At 58.1% G+C, this 21,960-nt stretch carries 20 protein-coding genes; 9 read left to right on the forward strand and 11 right to left on the reverse strand.

The features are described 5' to 3' along the window. Positions 1-3 precede the first annotated feature (3 nt). Positions 4-528, reverse strand: a complete 525-nt coding sequence (locus ACR0K5_RS07600; RefSeq protein ID WP_480629095.1) for a component of SufBCD complex — start codon at positions 526-528, stop codon at positions 4-6. A 120-nt stretch (positions 529-648) separates the two neighbouring features. Here ACR0K5_RS07600 and hemB point away from each other — a divergent pair, with 120 nt between their 5' ends. The 4 genes from hemB to ACR0K5_RS07620 all read left to right on the forward strand — a co-directional run bounded on the left by hemB (position 649) and on the right by ACR0K5_RS07620 (position 5,498). After that, positions 649-1,647, forward strand: coding sequence for a porphobilinogen synthase (gene hemB / locus ACR0K5_RS07605; protein ID WP_480629096.1), 999 nt, complete (start codon positions 649-651; stop codon positions 1,645-1,647). Between the two features lie 142 nt (positions 1,648-1,789). Beyond that, positions 1,790-2,362 carry a lipid-binding SYLF domain-containing protein gene (locus ACR0K5_RS07610; protein WP_480629097.1) on the forward strand — a complete coding sequence of 191 codons (573 nt, stop codon included), beginning with the start codon at positions 1,790-1,792 and terminating at the stop codon, positions 2,360-2,362. 168 nt (positions 2,363-2,530) lie between these two features. Beyond that, positions 2,531-4,993, forward strand: a complete 2,463-nt coding sequence (locus ACR0K5_RS07615; protein ID WP_480629098.1) for a penicillin acylase family protein — start codon at positions 2,531-2,533, stop codon at positions 4,991-4,993. 109 nt (positions 4,994-5,102) lie between these two features. Further along, positions 5,103-5,498 carry a nuclear transport factor 2 family protein gene (locus ACR0K5_RS07620; RefSeq protein WP_480629099.1) on the forward strand — a complete coding sequence of 132 codons (396 nt, stop codon included), beginning with the start codon at positions 5,103-5,105 and terminating at the stop codon, positions 5,496-5,498. 1 nt (position 5,499) lies between these two features. On the opposite strand, the gene ACR0K5_RS07625 is transcribed toward ACR0K5_RS07620, so the two are convergent. From ACR0K5_RS07625 to trkA, 5 genes are all read right to left on the reverse strand, one after another. Beyond that, on the reverse strand, positions 5,500-5,805 hold the full coding sequence (locus tag ACR0K5_RS07625) for a putative quinol monooxygenase (RefSeq protein WP_480629100.1): 306 nt from the start codon (positions 5,803-5,805) through the stop codon (positions 5,500-5,502). 20 nt (positions 5,806-5,825) lie between these two features. After that, positions 5,826-7,097, reverse strand: a complete 1,272-nt coding sequence (hflX, locus tag ACR0K5_RS07630) for a GTPase HflX (protein WP_480629101.1) — start codon at positions 7,095-7,097, stop codon at positions 5,826-5,828. After that, positions 7,097-7,336 (reverse strand): RNA chaperone Hfq, encoded by a 240-nt coding sequence (gene hfq / locus ACR0K5_RS07635; RefSeq protein WP_005982826.1) that lies wholly within the window; start codon positions 7,334-7,336, stop codon positions 7,097-7,099. Before hfq ends, hflX begins: the two co-directional genes overlap by 1 nt. A 132-nt stretch (positions 7,337-7,468) precedes the next feature. Further along, positions 7,469-9,007 (reverse strand): TrkH family potassium uptake protein, encoded by a 1,539-nt coding sequence (locus ACR0K5_RS07640; RefSeq protein WP_480629102.1) that lies wholly within the window; start codon positions 9,005-9,007, stop codon positions 7,469-7,471. Next, a complete protein-coding gene (gene trkA / locus ACR0K5_RS07645) occupies positions 9,007-10,383 on the reverse strand; it encodes a Trk system potassium transporter TrkA (RefSeq protein WP_480629103.1) in 1,377 nt (458 codons plus the stop codon). Before trkA ends, ACR0K5_RS07640 begins: the two co-directional genes overlap by 1 nt. Positions 10,384-10,479: 96 nt before the next feature. Here trkA and ACR0K5_RS07650 point away from each other — a divergent pair, with 96 nt between their 5' ends. After that, a complete protein-coding gene (locus tag ACR0K5_RS07650; protein WP_480629104.1) occupies positions 10,480-10,959 on the forward strand; it encodes a hypothetical protein in 480 nt (159 codons plus the stop codon). Positions 10,960-11,039: 80 nt separating this feature from the next. On the opposite strand, the gene ntrX is transcribed toward ACR0K5_RS07650, so the two are convergent. From ntrX to dusB, 5 genes are all read right to left on the reverse strand, one after another. Then, positions 11,040-12,449 (reverse strand): nitrogen assimilation response regulator NtrX, encoded by a 1,410-nt coding sequence (gene ntrX / locus ACR0K5_RS07655; RefSeq protein ID WP_480629105.1) that lies wholly within the window; start codon positions 12,447-12,449, stop codon positions 11,040-11,042. Further along, positions 12,446-14,710, reverse strand: a complete 2,265-nt coding sequence (locus ACR0K5_RS07660) for a sensor histidine kinase NtrY-like (protein WP_480629106.1) — start codon at positions 14,708-14,710, stop codon at positions 12,446-12,448. Before ACR0K5_RS07660 ends, ntrX begins: the two co-directional genes overlap by 4 nt. A gap of 123 nt (positions 14,711-14,833) precedes the next feature. Continuing rightward, entirely contained in the window at positions 14,834-16,201 is a 1,368-nt protein-coding gene (locus ACR0K5_RS07665) for a response regulator (protein ID WP_480629107.1), read from the reverse strand. Beyond that, positions 16,201-17,289 carry a two-component system sensor histidine kinase NtrB gene (locus ACR0K5_RS07670; protein WP_480629108.1) on the reverse strand — a complete coding sequence of 363 codons (1,089 nt, stop codon included), beginning with the start codon at positions 17,287-17,289 and terminating at the stop codon, positions 16,201-16,203. The genes ACR0K5_RS07665 and ACR0K5_RS07670 overlap by 1 nt, the downstream gene beginning before the upstream one ends. Continuing rightward, the gene (gene dusB / locus ACR0K5_RS07675) at positions 17,286-18,269 is read right to left on the reverse strand and encodes a tRNA dihydrouridine synthase DusB (RefSeq protein WP_480629109.1); all 984 of its coding nucleotides are present in this window, start codon (positions 18,267-18,269) and stop codon (positions 17,286-17,288) included. Before dusB ends, ACR0K5_RS07670 begins: the two co-directional genes overlap by 4 nt. A gap of 182 nt (positions 18,270-18,451) precedes the next feature. Here dusB and ACR0K5_RS07680 point away from each other — a divergent pair, with 182 nt between their 5' ends. The 4 genes from ACR0K5_RS07680 (at position 18,452) to ACR0K5_RS07695 (ending at position 21,927) form a co-directional block, all read left to right on the forward strand. Further along, positions 18,452-19,582 (forward strand): bifunctional 2-C-methyl-D-erythritol 4-phosphate cytidylyltransferase/2-C-methyl-D-erythritol 2,4-cyclodiphosphate synthase, encoded by a 1,131-nt coding sequence (locus ACR0K5_RS07680; protein WP_480629110.1) that lies wholly within the window; start codon positions 18,452-18,454, stop codon positions 19,580-19,582. Then, positions 19,579-20,076 (forward strand): phosphatidylglycerophosphatase A family protein, encoded by a 498-nt coding sequence (locus ACR0K5_RS07685; RefSeq protein WP_480629111.1) that lies wholly within the window; start codon positions 19,579-19,581, stop codon positions 20,074-20,076. The genes ACR0K5_RS07680 and ACR0K5_RS07685 overlap by 4 nt, the downstream gene beginning before the upstream one ends. Beyond that, positions 20,073-20,549, forward strand: coding sequence for a CinA family protein (locus tag ACR0K5_RS07690; RefSeq protein WP_480629112.1), 477 nt, complete (start codon positions 20,073-20,075; stop codon positions 20,547-20,549). The genes ACR0K5_RS07685 and ACR0K5_RS07690 overlap by 4 nt, the downstream gene beginning before the upstream one ends. Before the next feature lie 196 nt (positions 20,550-20,745). After that, positions 20,746-21,927: an ammonium transporter gene (locus ACR0K5_RS07695; RefSeq protein WP_480629113.1), complete on the forward strand. Its 1,182-nt coding sequence runs from the start codon at positions 20,746-20,748 to the stop codon at positions 21,925-21,927. The last annotated feature ends 33 nt before the right edge of the window (positions 21,928-21,960 follow it).

Raw genomic sequence — 21,960 nt, forward strand, 5'->3', positions numbered from 1 at the left:
TTGCTATCCCAGAACACCAATCGAAATGTTCTGATACATGCCCCAGAACGAAGTGACCAGTATCGAGATCATGCCTATGATCTGGGTATAGAGCCGACAGCGCGAAATGGTCTTCGACACAGCGTCGAGAGTCAGTTCCTGCCGTCGCAATCGCCGCGCATGCACGATATTCACCAACAGAACCAGAGACAGCGGAAACAGCAACAGGAACACGGCCTGTGCGAACTCGACACCGTAGTAGAAACCAAGCGTGGCCAGGCCGGTGAACAAAAAACAGCCGAATGCCAGAAGGACGGTACCGGACATGTCCACGATCAACAATATACGGTTGGTGTTTATACGAACGATGTCGAGAAGATCGATCTCGACCTGCCCCCCAATCCGCCGGGCACGCACCACCAGATCGTAGGGAATGCCCATAACCCAGTGGCTGGCCGACGACCAGACGACGGCCAGCACAATCCAGAACCAGAGATTCGAAAAGCTGCGCATGTCGATGACTTCAAAGATCGAAGAATACCAGTCCAAACCCAACCCTTTATTCAAACCACTCAGGGAGGTTCTGCCGCGCAGCCGCGTCCATTGATACCCTTGAGACCTTTGTGAATTCATGCCACCCAATGCACGAATGTTCAAGGAGAACGCGCCATGAAACCAACCATTGCCCCCTTTCCCATGACCCGCTTTCGGCGTGCTCGTCAATCTCAGGCAATTCGCGGGCTTGTGCGTGAGAACACTCTGACCACGGATGACCTGATCTGGCCGGTTTTTGTGCGCGATGGCGAAGGAATTGAAGAGCCCGTGCCCTCAATGCCGGGCGTGGTGCGCCGGTCGGTGGATTTGATTGCCAAGGCCGCAGTCGAAGCACAAGCGCTTGGAATCCCTGCGATCTGTATCTTTCCCTACACAGATTCTTCGTTGAAAACCGAAGACTGCGCTGAGGCCTGGAACCCTGACAACCTGTCGAACCGGGCCATCCGGGCGATCAAGGCGGCAGCCCCGGATATCGCCGTGATGACCGATGTGGCGCTGGACCCCTATAACATCAACGGCCATGACGGTTATGTTGTCGATGGCGAGATTGTAAATGATCAGACCATTGAGGCGCTGGTCAAAATGACCCTTGCCCAGGCTGATGCCGGTGCGGATATCATCGGCCCATCAGATATGATGGACGGTCGGATCGGGGAAATGCGCCGCGCGCTGGAAGGTGCAGGCCACCACAACGTCATGATCCTCAGCTATGCCGCAAAGTATGCCAGTGCCTTTTATGGGCCCTTCCGCGATGCGGTCGGCGCATCAGGTGCGCTGACCGGCGACAAGAAAACCTATCAGATGGATCCGGCCAACTCGGACGAAGCCCTGCGCCTGATCGAGCGTGACCTGACTGAAGGTGCAGATATGGTGATGATCAAACCCGGCATGCCCTATCTGGATATCTGCCGCCGCGTGAAAGACAGCTTTGGCGCACCGACCTATGCCTACCAGGTCTCGGGCGAATACGCGATGATCCAGGCAGCTGCTCAGAATGGCTGGATCGACGGAGAAAAGGTGATGCTGGAAAGTCTGCTGGCCTTCAAGCGGGCCGGATGCGACGGCATTCTGACTTATTTCTCACCTCAGGTTGCGCGCATCCTGCAAGGCTAAAACCCGAAAGAGTCGCAACTTTTCGCCGATGAACATCGTGCAACGGACAGCTTTCCCGTGACACATCGCCCTAATCGGCGTATCCTTGCCGGCAAGATCGGGATCACCCGACATATCAGGCACAGTTACAGAGAAAAAAACCATGAGCAGTTCCAACTCCCCCCGACTGAACCGTCGCGGCTTTGCCTTGGGCATGGCAGGTCTGACCCTGACCGCAGCTTGCGGAAATGGCGTCGGCAATTCAAACTCAGCCACGATCGACGCCCGTGTCGATGCAACGCTGACCGAGATGTACAGCCGGTACCCCAACACCGTGGAAATCGCGAACAAAGCCAATGGCTTGCTGGTCATGCCATTGATCACCGAAGCCGGATTTGTGTTCGGCGGCGGCTATGGCCGGGGCGCACTGCGTATCAACGGTGCGACGGTTGATTATTACTCTGCCGTCAAAGGCACTGCCGGGCTGCAGATCGGCGCGCAGCAATATGCGCATGTTCTGTTCTTCATGACTGAAGATGCGCTGAATGATTTCCGCCGCTCCAGCGGTTGGACCGCCGGGGCCGACATTGGCTATGTGGTCAGCGACCAGGGGGACTCACTGTCGACCGACACCACGACGCTGCGCACTCCTGTTCTGGCGGCTATTTTCGGGCAAGCAGGCCTTCAGATTGGCGCAACCGTCGAAGGTACGAAGTATACCCGCATCATTCCATAACCCGGATTACCACTTCCCCGATTTGGTCCCCGTCGCAGTGCACCATTGCGGCGGGGTATTTGTTTTTAGCCCTTTCCGCGCAGGTTCTTGCCGCGTTCCTCTTTCGGTCAGACCGACCATCCTCTAATCTCTGCGCAACCTTCATCTGAATAAGAATATGGGGCAGTAATGGGTCTTGTTTTCCGCTGGCTGGTGCGCATCGCGTCGGGTCTGATCATTCTGATCCTCGCCGCAATGGGCCTCGTCTATTTCCTGGCCAGCCAATCCCTGCCGGACTATGACCAGACGCTTGAGGTTGACGGCCTGACCGCCCCGGTCGAGATCGTGCGCGACACAGCCAACGTGCCGCATATTCTGGGCCAGACCGATCCCGACGTGTTCTTTGGTTTGGGATATGCCCATGCACAGGATCGACTGTGGCAGATGACCGTCATGCGCCGCACTGCACAGGGTCGTCTGTCCGAGGTCTTTGGCCCGCGCACACTTCACATAGACAAGCTGCTGCGCCGGTTCGACCTCTATGGACTCGCCCATCGCTCAGTCGAGGTGCAGGACGACTACACTAAGGCCGCCTTGCGTGCCTATTCCGCTGGGGTCAATGCCCGACTGACCGAAATCAACGAAGAAGCGCTTGGACGTGGCGCCCCGGAAATGTTCCTGTTCAACGCCCCCGTCTCTCCGTGGCAGCCTGGTGACAGCATCGCGGTTATCAAGCTGATGGCACTGCAACTGTCTGGCCACCTCACCGATGAAGTTCTGCGCGCCCGTACGTCCCTGATGTTGAACGACCCCGCGCGTTTGGCGGATATTCTGCCCGATGTTCCGGGACCCGGCATTGCTGCGCTTCCCGAATATGCCGCACTGTTCCCTAATCTGCCGCGCTATGCTGCTGGCACGGACGTTCCAGAAACACCCCTGTCACCCCTTCCTAAACGTGGACTGGCTGGCGCTTCAAACGCCTGGACCGCCGCGCCGTCACGATCCGCAAGTGGCGGGACCTTGTTGGCCAATGATCCTCATTTGGGTTTCACAGCGCCAGGGGTTTGGTACCTCGCACATCTTGATCTGGAAAAAGGCGGTGTAATCGGAGCCTCAATCCCCGGCGTGCCCGCCATCATGACCGGGCGCAGCGACCGGTTGGGCTGGGGGCTGACATCGTCATATCTCGACGATCAGGACGTTCATATCGAGCAGCTAAACCCTGATAACCCGGAAGAATACCTGACCCCGGACGGCTTCAAAGAGTTCCAGACCCGCCCTTCGATCATCGAGATCAAGGATGAGGCTCCGGTTACCTTGACCTTGCGCTGGACGGATAACGGTCCGGTGCTGCCAGGCACGGACTACAAACTGGAAACCATCACTCCACCGGGCCATGTGGCGTCCCTGTCCTGGACGGCGCTCAGCCCGCAGGACACGTCGATGTCGGCGTCCATGGCGCTGATGAACGCCGACAGCGTACAACAGGCCATCACAGTCGGTGAGCAATTCATCGCGCCCTCTCAGAACCTGTCATTGGTCGACAAAACGACCATTGGGATGAAACTGATCGGTGCGATGCCTCGCCGCGATCTCCAAAACCAAAGCCGTGGTCGTATCCCCTCGCCCGGCTGGATCGAGGCCAATCGCTGGCAAGGCCGCCTGCCCTATGCCGATAACCCGGAATTCGTGGCCCCTGTTGGCGGCGTTTTGGGTAACACGAACAACAAGATCATCGACCGCCCGTTCCCGGAACATGTATCCTATGAATGGGGCGATACTCAGCGCGTGCACCGCTGGGAACGCCTGATGCAATCGCGTGAGGTGCATACTCGCGATAGCTTCATCGAAGCGCAACTGGACACGGTCAGCTTTACCGCACGGTCCCTGCTGCCGCTGATCGGCGCCGATCTGTGGTTCACCGGGGCCTCGGCCCCCGAAGGCACGCCGGAACGTCAACGCCAGATTGCGCTTTCGCTACTGGCGGACTGGAACGGTGAGATGAACGAACACCTGCCCGAGCCGTTAATCTATGCGGCCTGGTTGCGTGCGCTTCAGATCCGCCTGATTTCGGACGAGCTTGGGCCGCTGGCCAGCGAATACAAACATGTTGAACCGCTATTCATCGAACGGGTCTATCGCGACATTGACGGAGCGGGCGTCTGGTGTGACGTGCTGCAGAGCGCACCGGTCGAAACCTGTACAGAAATGTCACGGCTGGCACTGGATGACGCTCTGATCTGGATCGCCGAACGTTATGGCAGCGCGCTTGAATCCTTACGTTGGGGCGACGCGCATCAGGCGACCCATGACCACCCCGTGCTGGGAACCGTCCCTGTTTTGCGCTTTTTCGTGAACATTCGCCAATCGACCAGTGGCGGCGACAACACTCTGCTGCGTGGCCGCACATCGGGCGATGGTCCGGATCCGTTCCAGAACGTGCACGGCGCGGGGTATCGTGGCGTTTATGACTTCGCCGACCCCAACAGCTCGGTCTTTATTACGGCCACCGGACAATCGGGCCACTTCCTGTCGCGCTATTATGACGATCAGGCTCAACTGTGGCGTCGTGGCGAGTATATTCCGATGTCACTGGACCTTGATCTGGCCCGCGCCGCCGCTGTTGGCGTGACCAATCTGATCCCGCGATAATCCGCCTATTCGGCAAGTCCCCGCCCCGATTTATGCGCCATCGTGGCGCCCAAGGTCAAATTCGCCTAACATCGTCGAACCGATTATGTGGGACCAAAGGGGGACGAGTATGGCCAGTATTCGGGATGTCCTAAATAATCTTGCACGCGACTACGCAATCGCATGGAGCTCAGGCGATGCTGATGCGGTTGCAGGTTTCTTTGCGCAAGACGGACAGATCACCTTCAACGGTAGTGAGCCAGTCCATGGGCGTGAGGCAATCGCTGACATGGTGCGCAGAGCTTACTCCGATTTCCCCGATCTCGAGGTACGGTGCGACATGATGCGGTGGGCCGGGTCGCAGGCCATTTTCGTCTGGACCCGAGAAGGGCATCACTCTGAAACTGGAAATCTCGTTATCGCACGCGGATGGGAAGAATGGGAACTGACGCCGGACCATCTTGTTCAGTCTTCAGTGGGTTGGTTCGATCCGGAAGACTATCAGCGCCAGATAGACGGGACCTGACCTAGCTCCCGCCTGCTGCGCTTTGGATCTTGTAATTTCGCGGTATCCCCTGAGTGATCCGAGACCAGTCAGACGCCTGAGCCCGTGCCTGATGCGCGTCGAACCCCTGTTGATCCACAAAGACTTCTGAAACGTTGAACCGGCCCGGCTTGGTCTGATCCTCAATCACGTCGAACGAGATACAGCCCGCCTCCGCGCGTGTCAGTTTCACATGTTCCGGCAAAGCCGCGCGCACTTCTTCCAGCCGATCCTCGGGCACGTCTATATAGCCGCTCAGGAAAACCCTTTGATCCGCCTTGTCAGACATGGCCCGACCTTTCGCCAAGTCTACAGCGCCTCAAACCGAGCCGCCTGTTTCTTGGTCCACAGAACGGTGATAAGAAACCCATCTTCTGTCTGCTCTTCGCTACGCACGACATCCTGTCGAAACAGCCAGGCCCGCTTGTCGCCCTCGGAAAAAGACAGGTTCAGAACAACCTCATGCCGCGCGCCCTGCAGATGTGTCGCGATCTCGGACAGCAACGGGGCAACCCCTTCACCCGTGACAGCCGAAATGGCGAAAATCGCCGGATCTCGTTCCGCGCGCGCCAGCGTCGCCTCGCGCTCATCGGCGCTCAACAAGTCTATCTTGTTCCAGACCTCAAGCCGGGGCCTCTCTTCATCGACCCCCAGCGAGGTCAGAATCGTCTCGACATCCTGCGCCTGCGCTTCTGTTTCTTCGTGGCTGATATCACGCACGTGAACGATCAGATCGGCGCCCAATACCTCTTCCAGCGTGGCCCGGAAGGCCGCCACAAGCTCGGTCGGCAGGTTTGAAATAAAGCCCACCGTGTCTGACAGGATCACTTCGGGACCATCAGGTAATTGTACACGCCGCATGGTCGGGTCCAGCGTGGCGAACAGCATGTCCTTGGCCATCACCTCGGCCCCGGTCAGGTGGTTGAACAGTGTCGATTTGCCCGCGTTTGTATAGCCCACGAGTGCTACGATAGGATACGGCACTTTGGCCCGCGCAGCCCGGTGCAGAGTTCGGGTCTTGACGACCTTCTGCAACTGACGCCGCAAGCGCACGAGTTGCTCGTCAATGGCGCGGCGGTCCGCTTCGATCTGGGTTTCACCGGGTCCGCCGACGAATCCCAAACCGCCACGCTGACGTTCAAGGTGGGTCCATGCCCGTACCAGTCGGGTCCGCTGATAGCTGAGGGCCGCCATCTCGACCTGCAACACCCCTTCCCGCGTGCGCGCTCGGTCGCTGAAGATCTCTAGGATCAGCCCGGTCCGGTCGAGAATCTTGACCTTCCACGCCTTTTCAAGGTTGCGCTGCTGCACCGGCGTCACCGGCCCGTCGATCAGAACCAGCTCAACTTCGTTTTCACGAATTCGCTCGCCAAGTTCTTCGATCTTGCCGCTGCCGAACAAATACCCCGCCTGGGCGCGTTGAAGGCGAACAATTTCAGATCCGATCACATCCAGATCGGGCAATGCAGCGGCCAGTGCCACCGCCTCTTCCAGCGCCGGTTCAGGGACACGGCGCTGTTCATCTGATTTGATTTCGGGATGCAGCACCCAGGCCCGGGTGCGCATCCGGTCATGTTCCATCAAGAGGCGTCTTCGCCCTCATACAGGTTGATCGGCTGTGACGGCATGATGGTCGAAATCGCGTGTTTGTATACCAACTGCGACTGTCCGTCGCGGCGCAACAATACGCAGAAATTGTCGAACCAGGTGATAACACCCTGCAATTTCACACCGTTAATCAGGAAAATTGTGACCGGAACCTTAGCTTTCCGTACATTGTTCAGGAAGGCATCCTGAAGATTCTGTCTGTCCGAAGCCATATTTTTATAATCTCGCCATTGTTCTTGCTACGCGCTGCGGACCAACGCGCTCCCTCCCGGTGAGTATGGAGTGCTACGCACAGATATTCCAGATGAAAAATCAGGCGTTAACGAGCACAAGATGCGCCCGCATCAATCTCGCCACAGCGAAGGTGTAATCAAGGCAATAATCGCCAGTGTTTCCAAACGACCAATAACCATAGCCGCGCAAAGTGTCAGTTTGGCACCGGCAGGCAGGTCGATCAGGCGAATTGGAACATCTGTGGCCAGATCGATCAACGGCCCAGTCGTGCTGAGCGTGGCCACGCTCAGCACCATGGCCTGTTCGAACCCGGACCCCATCGCTGCCAGCAGAAGGTTGAACACCGCCAGAGTCAGCGCAAACAGCATCAGGAAGATCCAGGCAATAAAGGCCCCGCCGCTTTGAATACGCCGATTTCCGCCCCCTGCTCCGCTGATGGACGATGGGTAGATCAGTCGATCAATCTCACGTGCGCCATTCAGATACAGGGCGAAAACCCGCAACAGTTTGACACCTCCGGCCGTGGTGGCGACCCCGCCGCCAATCAGAGCCAGCCCCATCAATAGCAAACCGGGCGTTCCCAGGCCCGACAGTTGCTGCGCGTCGTTCCAGTTCGCGCTTTCGAACCCGGCCGTCGTCAAAAAGGCGAGAACGGTGAACAGCATCCCCCAAATGACCTGCAAGGCCTGCAATGGTTCCATTTGACCACCGATTTCCGTCACGCCCGCAACAACCCGGAAGAACAACAGGATTGCGACAGCCAGGACAATCATCAGACCGATGCGAAACTCTGGGTCCGTATCCAGACGGGAATAGCCTGTTGTCGCGGTATCCTTCGAAAAAGTCAGGCGCGAGAGAGCAAAGAACAGGAACAGAAACAGGATGGCTTCGCCTGTAAAACCAGCCTGCGCCCCTTCCATGCCCCCGACCGGCGAGATGCCGGACGTGGCCATGACTGCCATCGCATGGCACACAGCCGTCAGACCGATTTCACCGGCGATCAGCAGAAGAACCCAGATCACCGCAGTCAACCCGACATAAACGGGCGTCAGTGTCTTCGCGACACGGATCAGGCGACCACGCGGATCCGCACGTTCACTCTGTGCAACGCCTGACACCGGGCGCCCGGGTTGACCTTTGGCAGTGACTTCGAACCCGCCGAGTGACAACGGGGCAAGGATCGCGGCGGCGGCGACCCACATCAACAAGCCCCCCATCCAACCGACCAAAGCGCGCCACAGATGCAGCGGCGCCGACAAACGGTCCGGATCCGGAAACAGATCCGCCCCTGTGGTCGTCAGGGCACTGACCATATCGAAGTAGGCGTTAAGAAAGATGGTCGTTCCAAGCGCGTCGTGAAACGGAATCGCCAGAAAGATGGGAAGGATGGTGAAACATCCCAGCATCACCGCCAACTGCCCCAAAGTCCCCCGCCGCGGAACGCGGTTGGACGACGCCATTGCAATTGTGGCAACCAGAAAAAGCCCCAAAAGTCCCGAGTAAAGGAAGGACCTCGACGTTGAGTGGTCGTCCAGCGCCAGCGCATAAATCGCCGGAATCCACATGGCCAGCGACGCAATACCCCAGATCAGTAGAAACAGCGGCAACCGCCGCAAAAGCCCGAACTGTTGTGTCTCTGCCCGCGCCATCAGAAGAAATCGATTGAAACCTGCATCAGGCGCTCGACCTCGGGCACATCCTTGGCCATGGCAAAGATTGCGACCACATCCTTTTCATCAATCCTGAGGCTGCCCGTCGGTCGCAGAACTTCGTCTCCTTTGCGCACCGCGCCCACCAGCACTCCCTCGGGGAAGTCGATATCGCGCAGCCGCTGCCCGGCCATAGGCGAGGTTGACAGGACCTCCGCTTCGATCACTTCGGCCTCGGCATCCCCGATTGAATAGACCTGACGCACCCGCCCATGACGAATGTGCCGCAGGATCGAGCTGACGGTTGTCGCACGCGGGTTGATATACGCGTCGATCCCCAAAGGTCCCATCAGGGCCACCATGCTGGGATCGTTGATCAACGCGATTGCCAGCGCACAGCCTTCAGCTTTGGCACGAACCGCGGCTAGCATGTTCGTGCGGTCGTCATCGGTAACTGCCAGCATCGCATCGGCCCGCTCGATCCCTGCTTCGCTCAGCAATCCGGAATCCAGCCCGTCACCATGCAGCACAATCGTCCGCTCCAGAGCTTCGGCAGCGACCTCTGCACAATGACGGTCGCGTTCGATAATCTTGGCGCGCACACGGCTTTCGCGCTCTTCCAGCGTTCTGGCCACTTCCAGCCCGACATTTCCGCCCCCGACGATCACCACGCGGTCCTGCCGCTTCTGTGCTTTGCCGAACACTTCCATGGTGCGATCCACGTCTTTCACGTTGGTAAAGACATAGCATTCATCGCCCACGAACAGCTGATCCTCGGATTCGGGCGCAAACAGCGTTCCGTCTCGACGGACCCCGACCACAATCGAACTGAGGGTCGAGAACAGATCTGTCAGCTGCCGCAGCGGCGTGTTCACAATCGGACAATCCTCTTCCACCCGAACGCCAAGCAGCTGAGCCTTCTCATCCATGAAGATTTCGGTGTCAAAAGCAGAAGGGGCTGACAGGCGGCGCATAGCGGCGGCGGCCACTTCGCGTTCGGGGCTGATCACCACATCAATCGGCAGATGATCGCGGCGGTACAGGTCCGAATGAATCGCCTCAAGATAGGATTTCGACCGCAGGCGTGCGATCTTGCGCTGAATCGAAAAGACCGAGTGCGCCATCTGGCAGGTGACCATATTCACCTCGTCCGAATGGGTCGCGGCAATGATCATATCGGCGTCACGGGCCCCTGCCCGTTCCAGCACATCCGGGTAACTTGCAAACCCGGCGATCCCCTGTACATCCAGCGTTTCCGTCGCCCGCCTTACAAGGTCGGGATTGTTATCCACGACGGTAACGTCATTCAGCTCGCCCGAAAGATGCCGCGCGATCTGCCAGCCGACCTGACCCGCGCCGCAAATAATGACCTTCATGTTTCTGGCCCTTCTGCCTGAAAGGATTGAATGACAGATGCCCCCAGAACGGTCAATTGAATTGTCATCGCGGTCCAGCTGCGGCAAGATAAGCATATGAAAACGCTGTTTCCTATGCTTTTGCCTTTGATGGTGCTGTCTTCATGCGGACCACTCTCGCTCTATTATCGCGAGGGTGAAACCGTGTCTCGTCTGCAAAAAGAAACCACTCAGTGCCAGCTCAAGGCGGTCAAAGAGGTTCCGGTTGCCAATCAGATCCGCCAAAGCCCGCCAACTTACTGGCCGGGGCGTACCTATTGCGATGGCAGAGGCCGGTGCTATCGATCACCCGGCTGGTGGCAGCCCGGCAGGGTCTATACCGTGGATGTGAACCAGGGCCTGCGCAACACAGTCGAAGCGCAATGTATGGCGCAAAAGGGATTTCGGCCTGTCAGCTTGCCGCCATGCAAGCAGAACGTCAAATCCAGAGTACCTGCGACGCGAACCACCACGTTGCCGCCGCTGAATAGCGCCTCGTGTTTTGTGAAATTCGATGATGGCTCATTTCAGATCATAACGCCCGGTCAGGCAGGCTGATTTCTGATCCTATCCGCGTAGTACACGGCCTGCCCCAGCGAAATGGGTCAGGCCCTGACTGAGATCGTCCGACCGGCAGATTACTCTGCCGGTTCAGGTTCATCGATTTGTGCGACCCGCGCGCCGGATTTGTTCGAAGTTACCACACCCAGCGACTTCAACTTCCGATGCAGAGCGCTGCGTTCCATACCCACAAAGCTGGCCGTACGGCTGATATTGCCGCCAAATCGGTTGATCTGAGTCAGCAGATACTCTCGTTCGAACGCTTCGCGGGCTTCGCGCAACGGCAAGGTGGCCAATGCACCCGACAACACAACGCGACCGGACTCTTCCGCTTTTTCCTCCTCGCTGGGCAACTCGCGCGCCTCAATCGGGCCGGACCCATCGCCCAGGATCAGAACACGCTCAACAAGGTTCTTAAGCTGGCGAACATTTCCGGGCCAGGTCATCGTTTGCAGCAGCGCAACTGCCTCTTCCGATAACTCCCGGATCGGCAAACCTTGGGTTTCGTTGCACATCTCAATGAAATGCTGCGCCAGAACCGGAATATCTTCGCGACGGTCTTCCAATGAAGGAACGGCAATCGGCACAACATTCAAACGGTGGTACAACTCTTCCCGAAACCGTTCGGCAACGATTTCCTCATCAAGATCCCTGTTCGTGGATGAGATCACACGAAGATCCACGCGCACCTTGTCACTTCCGCCAACGCGCTGGAATTGCTGATCCACCAGCACTCGCAGGATTTTGGATTGTGTGCCAAGGGGCATGTCGGCGACTTCGTCAAAATAGACCACGCCACCGTGTGCCTCTTCCAGCAACCCGGATTCCACACCGCGTTCCGCCGTTTCCCGACCAAACAGAACCTCTTCCACACGTTCCGGTTCGATTCCGGCACAGTTTACGGTGACAAAAGGCGCGTTGGCACGGTTGGAGTGGGCGTGGATATAGCGCGCTGCAATTTCCTTGCCCGACCCGGCAGGACCGCTCAGCATGACGCGACCGTTAGACTTGGTCACCTTGTCCAACTGCCCCTGCATGGCCCGGAACGAGGCGGACTTGCCGATCATATCTGAATTGTTGACTTCTTTCCGCTTCAGAGACGCGTTCTCGCGCCGCAGGCGAGAGGTCTCCATCGCGCGGCGGATCACCACCATCAACTGATCAATATTAAACGGCTTTTCGATAAAATCATATGCGCCCTGCTTGATTGCAGCGACGGCGATTTCGATATTGCCGTGGCCCGATATGATTACAACCGGCACATCCGGGTTGTCGCGTTTAACCGCTTTCAGAATATCGATCCCGTCCATCCGGCTGTCTTTCAGCCAGATATCAAGGATCAACAGCCCCGGCGGCTCGGAATTGATTGACGCCATGCACTCGTCCGAGTTGGCCGCCAGTCGGGTTGAATAACCTTCGTCCTCCAGAATGTCGGACACCAGTTCGCGAATATCGCGTTCGTCATCTACGATCAGAATGTCACTCATCTTTGGCCTGCTTTCAGTTTGTTGGTTCTAATTGCCTGCTTCTGTGGCGCTGCGGTTGGGGAGATACTGGTCCCCGGCAGACGGATCACAGCCATCGCGCCAAAATGGTCCTGTCCGTCAAATACGGGCGCATCTTCGAGGGTCAGCGCGCCGCCATGCTCTTCAATGATCTTCTTGACGATGGGCAGGCCCAGCCCGGTCCCTTCGTCGCGTGTGGTTACATAGGGTTCAAACAGTCGCGCCCGATCCTCGGGCAGACCGATCCCGTTATCTGCAATGGTAATGACCGTACCCGCGTCATCACTGGAAACCACCACTTTGATCTGCGGTCTGAGGCTTTCCGGAGCCCCTTTTTCTTTAAGGGTTACAATTGCTTCTCCGGCATTCTTGATTAGATTTGTTAACGCCTGATTCAGCATAGTTGCATCCACATCGGCCATGATCGGCTGCTGCGGCAAATCGGCGTCGATCTGCACCTCCGGCTGCCCGGCCTGTTGCAGAAGGACCGCCTCACGCACAAGATCAACCAGGTTTTCTTCCCGGCGTTCAGGTTCCGGCATCCGCGCAAATTTCGAGAATTCGTCAACGATGCGACGCAGATCGTTGGTCTGCCGCACGATCACGTTCGTCATCGAATCCAGACTGCCGCTGTCTTCTTCGTCCAACTTGCGCGAGAACTTGCGCTTGATCCGCTCCGCACTCAGCTGGATCGGTGTCAGAGGGTTCTTGATCTCATGTGCGATGCGACGCGCCACGTCACCCCACGCCGCCATCCGTTGGGCACTGACCAGATCGGTTACGTCATCAAATGCAACCACATAACCTTCCAGGCCTCCATCTTCTCCGCGACGGATAGCCATTCGGACTAAAAGATTCTCAAGCCGCCCTTTACGGGTCACCTTGATTTCCCCCTGAACGGCCTCTTGCCCACTTTCTTTCAGGCTTTCGAACAACGGCAGAAATTCCGGTACCGCAATGCCAATGGCCAGATGCTGCTCACCCCGGGACCAATCCAACAACCGCTCGGCCGAGCGGTTGACGAACGTGATACAGCCTTCGGGGTCTACACCGACAACACCTGACGTAACCGAGCTGAGCACCGAGTCAAACAGACGGCGCCGACTTTCGATCTGCTGCGTGTTCTCCAGCAGTGTGTCCCGCTGACCTTTCAACTGCCGGGTCATCTGGTTGAAGTATCGGCCCAGCATCGCGATTTCGTCGTCGCTGGCCTCTTCGATAACCTGAACGCTCAGGTCACCGGCTCCGACCCTTTGTGCCGCGGTGGTCAGGCGCCCCACAGGACGCGACAGCCGTTCGGCAAACCACATGCCTAAAGACATCGCCGCTAAGATCAGGATCAGTGCAAAACCCAGATAGAGCAGGCCGAACTCAAACAGCACCCTGCCCCGTTCACTTTCCAGTTGCTGATAGAATTGCGCCGTTTCCTTGGTGTCATCCAGCAGCGTCAAAAGCTGCCCGTCCACTTCGCGGCTGACATAGAGGTAACGGTCCAGATAGGCTGTAAGAGGTACCAGCGCGCGGAACTCATTGTTGGGCCAGTCGGCGATGATCAGCAGACCCTTGTCTGTGGCCTCAACCATCTGCTCGGCAGTCGGGGCTTCGTAGTTAAACAGATAAGACCGATCCCCACGCGATTTGATTTCACCGCCGCCGTCGATGACATACGCTTCGCGCAGCCCCCGCTGAATCTGGGCCTGCCCCTGCGCCAGAACTTCGCGCAGTTCTGCATCGGAAATATAGAAATCAAGCGAGCGCGCATTGTCCAGATAGCGCGCCAGAACGGACGCGTCCTGCACCAGACCTCGATGGTGTTCCTGCTCATAAGCCTCGGCCGCGGTCAGAGACGAGCCCACCACCTGCCGAACCCGGTCCGAGAACCAGCCCTCCAGGCCGATATTCACCGTCAGACCAGCAAAGATCGCAACCGTAACCGTCGGGACCAGAGCCAGCAATGTAAACGCCCCGATCAACCGCAAATGCAGGCGTGACCCTGCCGATTTGGCCCGGCGCGCTGCTATCAGGCTACCCACCTGACTGAGCACCAGAGCCGCGACAACCAGAACATAAACAAGATCGGCCAACAGAATCAGCCGCAGGGTCGGTGCCGTCGCACCAAGATCAAAGGGGCCGATGACAAGATAAGTGGCCAACGCCAGAACAGGCCCCATGAGGACCAGCCCCAGAGTGCCAAAATTGCGCAGTTTCCGTGATTTACGCCATCGACTAATCGATAGGATCATCCCGCTCTGTGCTCGGGTTGCCACCGTCTGCCCTCATCCTGATGTGCCGCTTGCGCGGCTTACCGCCATATATCGTGATCTTTTCCCAACAGATGCCGGGATGCCACGGTTTGTGTGGCGATATTACATCAGTTTGCGGCGGCGTGTCACCTGAATATCGAGATCAGTAATCTTTTTTCGCAACGTATTTCGATTGATTCCCAGTAAATCGGCACATTTCGCCTGATTTCCGCCGGTCGCATCCAGTGCAATTTCGATCAGCGGGGCCTCAACTTCTCGTAAAATACGCTGATACAGGCCCGGAGGCGGCAGAATGTTGCCATGCAGATCAAAATACCTCCGCAGATGTCGCTCGACCGAGGTTGAGAGTTTTTCGCGCTCCCCCCCGCTCAGAACCGGCTCTGCCTCGGGCTGGCTGCCCAGCACCATTTCGACTTCGGCTTTCGAAATTTCGTCCGCCCTGCTGGTCAGCCCTAACCGACGCACGGCGTTTTCCAGTTGCCGTACGTTGCCGGGCCAGGAATAGCGCCGTACCAATGCCACCGCCTCGGAGCTGAGCCAGCGTTTAGTTCCGTTTTCCCGCTCTTCCCGCGCCAGAAAATGCTCGGCCAACAGCGGGATATCATCCACCCTTTCGCGCAACGACGGCACGTGGATCGTCGCACCACACAAACGATAGTATAGGTCCTGACGGATACGTCCGCTCTCCATCCCGTCGGTCAGGTCTGATTGGCTGGTGGCCATGAAACGCGGAACATGGTCGCCAGGCGTATCCATCATGCGCACGATGCGGGCCTGAACCTCTTCCTCGACATCAGCGATTTCGTCGATCAGCAGCGTGCCGCCGCGTACCCGTGCCATCACACGCGCCGGGCCTTCCAAATCCCGCAGATCAGCAGCGGTGACAGTGACGAACGGCAAGGTGCGTCGGTCAGAGAAGTCGTGAATAGCCCTGGCAATCAATGACTTGCCCGTGCCACTTTCACCAGAAATCATGACCGACAGATCCGTGTTCATCACCCGCGCGACCAACCGGTACAGGGCCTGCATCACCGGTGTACGCCCGACCAGAGGCAACTCCTCCGGGCGCTCGCTTACACTTTCGACCGGCTCTGGTTGAGAGCGCTGTTTCTGATCCAGAGCCCGTGCCGTACGTTTCATCAGATCCGGCAGATCAAAGGGTTTTGGCAGATAGTCGTAGGCATCCGCTTCAGTCGCCTGAATCGCCGTCATGATGGTGTTTTGTGCGGATATCACTATTACCGGCAAACCGGGACGGTCCTCGGCGATCTTAGGCAGCATCTCCAGACCGTTTCCATCCGGCATGACCACGTCCGAAATCACCACATCCCCTTTGCCCTCGCTGACCCATCGCATCAGAGTGGTCAGCGATGAAGTCGCGTGCACCTTACATCCAGCGCGCGTCAGGGCCTGTGTCAGAACAGTGCGGATCGTGCGGTCGTCATCCGCTACCAATACGGTGCCATCCATCAGATGCTCTCCTTCTTGTCGTCGATTGCGTCTCGCGGCGCCCGTCGCAGCGAAAGCTTGAATACCGTTTGACCCGGCACCGACTCGGCCGAAATCCACCCGTCGTGGTCCGAGACGATCTTACTGACAAGCGCCAGCCCAAGCCCGGTGCCGTTATCCTTGCCGGAAACGAACGGGTCGAAAATGTCGCCGCGAATGTCTTCCGGCAGGCCTGGCCCATCGTCGATAATCTCGATCTGCAGAGGCAGAGAATGCCCAGACCCATCACTGCGACGCAGCCGGAAGGAATGTTCGAAATAAGTGCGTAGACGGATCGATCCGCCCTGTGGCCCGGCTGCTTCGGACGCATTTTTGAGCAGGTTCAGGATCACTTGCAGAAACTGGTCCGGGTCTCCATAAGCCAGCGGCAGCGAGGGATCATAGTCTTCGATGATCGTCATGTCTGCGCCAAATCCCAGCAACGCGGACCGTCTTGCACGATCCAGCACATCGTGGATATTGACCGGTTTGAAATCAGGTTTCTGTAGATTTCCGAATTGTTCGACTTGTTCCAGAAGTTTTACAACTCGGCGGCTTTCAGCAACAATAAGATCAGTAAGCTCAAGGTCTTGCGGCGAAATATTCATGCTGAGCAATTGCGCGGCACCGGTAATCCCGGCCAACGGGTTCTTGATCTCATGCGCCAGCATCTCGGCCATGCCGATCGCCGATTGCGCCGCCGATTTGACCGTGTTTCCACGCGTCATCCGACCTGCCAGCTCACGAGGCGAGATGATCATGATCATGGAACCCGGATGCCCAACCAAAGGCGCGATCTGCAACGCGCATTGCAACGGCGCCCGATTACCTGAACCCACGTCCACATCGTTCACGAACAAAGGCGTACCCTGCCACCGCGCGCGCTCAAAAGCTTCTTCCAGCGGCGCATCCACGGCAATCTGATCCCAAACCGGGTGGCTGATGACCGATTTTCGTGAGGCGTTCAGAAACCCTTCACCCGCCGAGTTCACATCGGAAATGCGATCATTTTCATCGATGATGAACGCCGGAACCGGTAGAGAGTTCCAGATGCTGGCGTCAGAATTCATGCCGCCACCTCGCTTGTATCGCTGAGCGCTTCCGCCAACAGGCGCAGCACTTCCGCCGGATCGCGTGAGGTCAGAATCGCCCGGCGCAAAGGCGCAGGGGTTGCGGCCTCATCCATGTACCACCCCAGATGTTTGCGGGCGACGCGCAGGCCCAGATCGGTGCCATAGAAGTCCAGCATAGCCTGATAATGCGCGCGTACCATGTCGATCAATTCCTCTCCGGCAGGTATGCCGGGCGCACCCGCCCCGTAGAGGTCATGACAGATCTGCGCCAACAGCCAGGGTTTGCCCTGAGCGCCACGGCCGACCATCACACCATCCGCACCAGATTGGCTCAACGCGGTTCGCGCGGCAGCAGTATTCACGATATCTCCGTTGGCAATGACCGGGATCGAGACTGCCTCTTTCACAGCCCTGATTGCATTCCAATCGGCATGACCTTTGTAGAACTGGCAGCGTGTGCGTCCGTGGATCGTGACCATCTGAATACCCGCCTCTTGCGCGCGGCGCGCCACGTCCGGGGCATTGAGCAGATTATCGTCCCATCCCAGCCGGGTTTTCAGCGTCACGGGCACGTCAACCGCGTCTACAACAGCCTCGATTAACGTCAGCGCATGATCTGGCGTTTTCAGAAGGGCCGAGCCGGAATAGCCGTTCGTCACCTTCTTGGCGGGGCACCCCATGTTGATATCGATCACCCGCGCACCCCGGTCGGCCACCTGACGGGCGGCCTCAGCCATCCAATGCGCCTCGCGCCCTGCCAGTTGCACGGCGGTGTTTTCAACATCTGCAGACAATTCGGCCCGTTCGCGCACGCCCGGCTTGGCTTGCACCATCTCCTGGCTGGCAACCATTTCGCTGACCACCATCCCCGCGCCAAAACGCATCACCAGATCGCGAAACGGGCGATCGGTGATTCCGGCCATGGGGGCCAGCAAAACAGGCGGTGTTACGTCCTTGTCAGCGAGGTGCAAAGTCAACGTGCTTAATCCTTGGGCAGTTGTGGATTTGATATCGGTTTCGGCGCATATGAACAACAAAACGGCGCGCAACAAGCCCGCAAGATCATCACATGCCTATTTTTTAATCACATAATCATGGGTGATTGCCTCTGCATTCACCGACGCCTAAACAAAGCCCATCACGAGGAGAGCCTGCGCACATGACAACAGCCGCCATCATAGTCGCCGCCGGGCGTGGGTTGCGCGCCGGGGGTGGAGTACCGAAGCAATGGCGTGACCTTGCGGGTCGAAGGGTGGCTGATTGGACCATAGATCGGTTCCGTGGGCAGGTGAATCACATCGTCTTGGTGCTGTCCGATGAAGACACCCCGGCATGGGAAGAATTCCGTGAAACAGATCTGATCCTCGCAACGGGTGGGACAGATCGCGCGGGTTCTGTGCGGAACGGGCTGGCAGCACTGGCGGACCTGAATGTACAGTGCGTTTTGATCCATGACGTCGCGAGACCTTGCGTGTCACCCCACATCATTCAGGACGTTCTGAGCGCCCTGGAAACCTATCCGGCGGCGGCGCCCGGTCTGGCGGTGACAGATGCCCTGTGGGTTGGGCAGGAAGAGGTTGTGACCGGCACGCAGGATCGCAGCAACCTGTTTGCAGCTCAGACACCGCAAGGGTTTCACTACGATGTCATCACCAGCGCTCATGCGGCCCATCCGGGAGGTGCTGCGGACGATGTCGAGGTTGCACGGGCCGCAGGGCTCGACGTTTGCATCGTTCCGGGCGATGCGGACAATCTGAAAATCACCCGACCCGAGGATTTTGCCCGGGCGGAACGCATAATGGAAACGGATATGGATGTGAGGCTGGGCAACGGCTACGATGTACACCGCTTCGGCAATGGGGACCATGTGATCCTCTGCGGGGTGAAAGTACCGCATGATCGCGGACTACAGGGGCACTCGGATGCCGATGTCGGGATGCACGCGGTGACCGATGCGATCTATGGCGCCTTGGCGCAGGGGGACATCGGTCAGCATTTCCCCCCTTCGGACCCGCAATGGAAAGGTGCAGCCAGCGAGATATTTCTGCGCCATGCGGTCGAGTTGGCCGAACAGATGGGGTACCGTATATCGAACGTCGATTGCACATTGGTCTGCGAATACCCGAAAATCGGACCACACGCGCCTGCAATGCGGGGAAAAATTTCTGAAATCATGGGGCTGCGCGCTGATCAGGTGTCGGTCAAGGCAACCACATCCGAACGTCTGGGCTTTACCGGCCGCAGCGAAGGCATCGCCTCTTTGGCCACTGCCTGTCTGGTGAAGGCATGAACGCGGCGCAATTGATCGGTACCGTCGGAGGTGTGGGTTATATGCGCCCTGCCCCCGGAACCTGGGGGTCGCTGGTTGCGCTGCCGATGGTCTGGGTTCTGCACACACTGGGTGGGTTTCCGCTGCTGGCGTTCGCAACGGTCGCTGTTTTTGTCGGCGGCCTCTGGGCCACGCGGGTGATGACCGAAGGGCAGGACGATCACGATCCCTCTGAGATTGTCATTGATGAGGTCGCGGGCCAGTTCATCGCGCTTTGGGCGATTTCGTACCCGTCCTGGGCACATGGGATCGACATCACAGCGCTCTGGCCCGGCTGGGTTGCAGGGTTTATCCTGTTCCGCCTGTTCGACATTACCAAACCCGGCCCTGTCGGCTGGGCTGATCGTCGCGGCGACCCTATGGGTGTGATGCTGGACGACGTGATTGCGGGCATTTTTGCGGCCATCGGAGTGATGGTTCTGGCAGGCATTGCACACGGGGTTCTGGGCCTGTGACCGTAACCGAGCTGCTGAACAAAGCCAAAGAGCTAGGTGTAATGATTGCCACCGCCGAAAGCTGCACCGGCGGCATGGTCGCTGCAGCCCTGACCGATATTCCCGGAAGCTCAGCCGTCGTGGATCGGGGTTTCGTCACTTATACCAACGAAGCCAAACAGGACATGCTGGGCGTTTTGGCAAAGACGCTGAACACGCATGGCGCGGTTTCTGAAGAGGTAGCGCGGGAAATGGCCGAAGGTGCGCTGCGCAACTCGCAAGCGCAACTTGCTGTCTCGATTACGGGTATTGCCGGACCGGGTGGATCCGAATTCAAACCCGAAGGACGTGTGTGTTTCGGGCTGGCCGCCGACGGTCAGCAGACGCTTGCCGAGACCATTGAGTTCGGCGCGCCGGGTCGCGATGCCGTGCGCCGCGCGGCGCGGGACTACGCTCTGACCCTGCTGTACAAGGCCCTTTCCGCAAGCGCCTAAACTTTCAGCACGCTGCACCTGAAATCGCTTCATTTGCCATCAGTTGAAAAAAGGCCGCCAAAACAGGCATCTTTTTTCACCTTGCTTCTTTTTTCTCCATCCAACGGCGGCTTGAAACAAGCCACACCACTCGCAAAGCGCCGGTCCGTGCCGAGTTTTCACGGACCGGCGCACTCATTCGGAAGGGAGAACGGCCATGAACGGAGCCGATACAGCCTGGATCATTGTTGCAACTGCACTGGTCCTTTTCATGACTTTACCAGGGCTCGCACTGTTCTATGGCGGGCTAGTACGCGCCCGAAATGTGCTCAGTGTGTTCATGCACTGCTTTTCCATTGCCTGTTTAATGAGCGTTCTTTGGCTGGTCGCCGGGTATTCGATCGCTTTCGGCCCTGGCGAGAGCGGCGTGTGGGGCGGTCTGGACAAGGCATTCCTGAATAGTGTCGACGTGGACAGCCTCGCAGGAACCCTGCCCGAGATCCTGTTCTTTGCCTTTCAAATGACGTTCGCCATCATCACCCCTGCCCTGATCGTCGGCGCCTATGTCGAGCGTGTCGGCTTTGGCTTTGTCCTGACCTTCTCGTCCCTATGGATGCTGCTTTGCTATGCACCGGTGGTACACTGGATCTGGGGCGGTGGCATGCTGGCCGATGGCGGCATTCTGGGCGAAATTGGTGTGCGTGACTTCGCGGGCGGTATCGTGGTGCATGAAACCGCTGGTCTGGCGGCCCTTATCATCGCCGTTATCCTCGGCCCTCGGCGTAATCGCACCACGCCTCCGCATAATCCCGGCTATGTCATGATCGGCGCTGCAATGCTGTGGGTCGGCTGGTTCGGCTTCAACGGCGGCTCGCAACTGGCCGCTGACGGAGGAGCCGCGATGGCAATGACCGTCACACACCTGTCCGCGGCAACCGCATCACTGACCTGGGCTCTGTGGGAACGTATCCGCTTTGGCAAGGCCTCGATGGTTGGTCTCGTAACCGGCACAATCGCAGGTCTGGCCTCGATCACACCTGCGTCGGGTTTCGTGGGTCCGGTTCAGGCCCTGATCATTGGTGCGGTGGCCGGCGTGTTGTGTCAGGAAGCCGTCAACATTGTACGCAACAGGCTGAACATCGACGACACACTGGATGTGTTCGCGGTGCATGGCGTCGGCGGTATTTTCGGCACCATCATGATTGCCCTGTTTGGCCTTGGCACATGGATCGCACAGTTAGGTGGCCTGGTTATCGTGGGTGTCTTTACGGCAGTTGTCACATTTGTGTTGGTCAAACTGGTTGCACTCATCACTCCGCTTCGCGTAGACGCCGAAACCGAGACAAACGGCCTCGACCTCTCGGTGCATGGTGAGCGGGCCTATGACATGAGCAGTTAAGCCCACCTTGGCTGCCCATCGCCCGCAAGGGCA

This window comes from Ruegeria sp. AB9, from assembly GCF_056542585.1.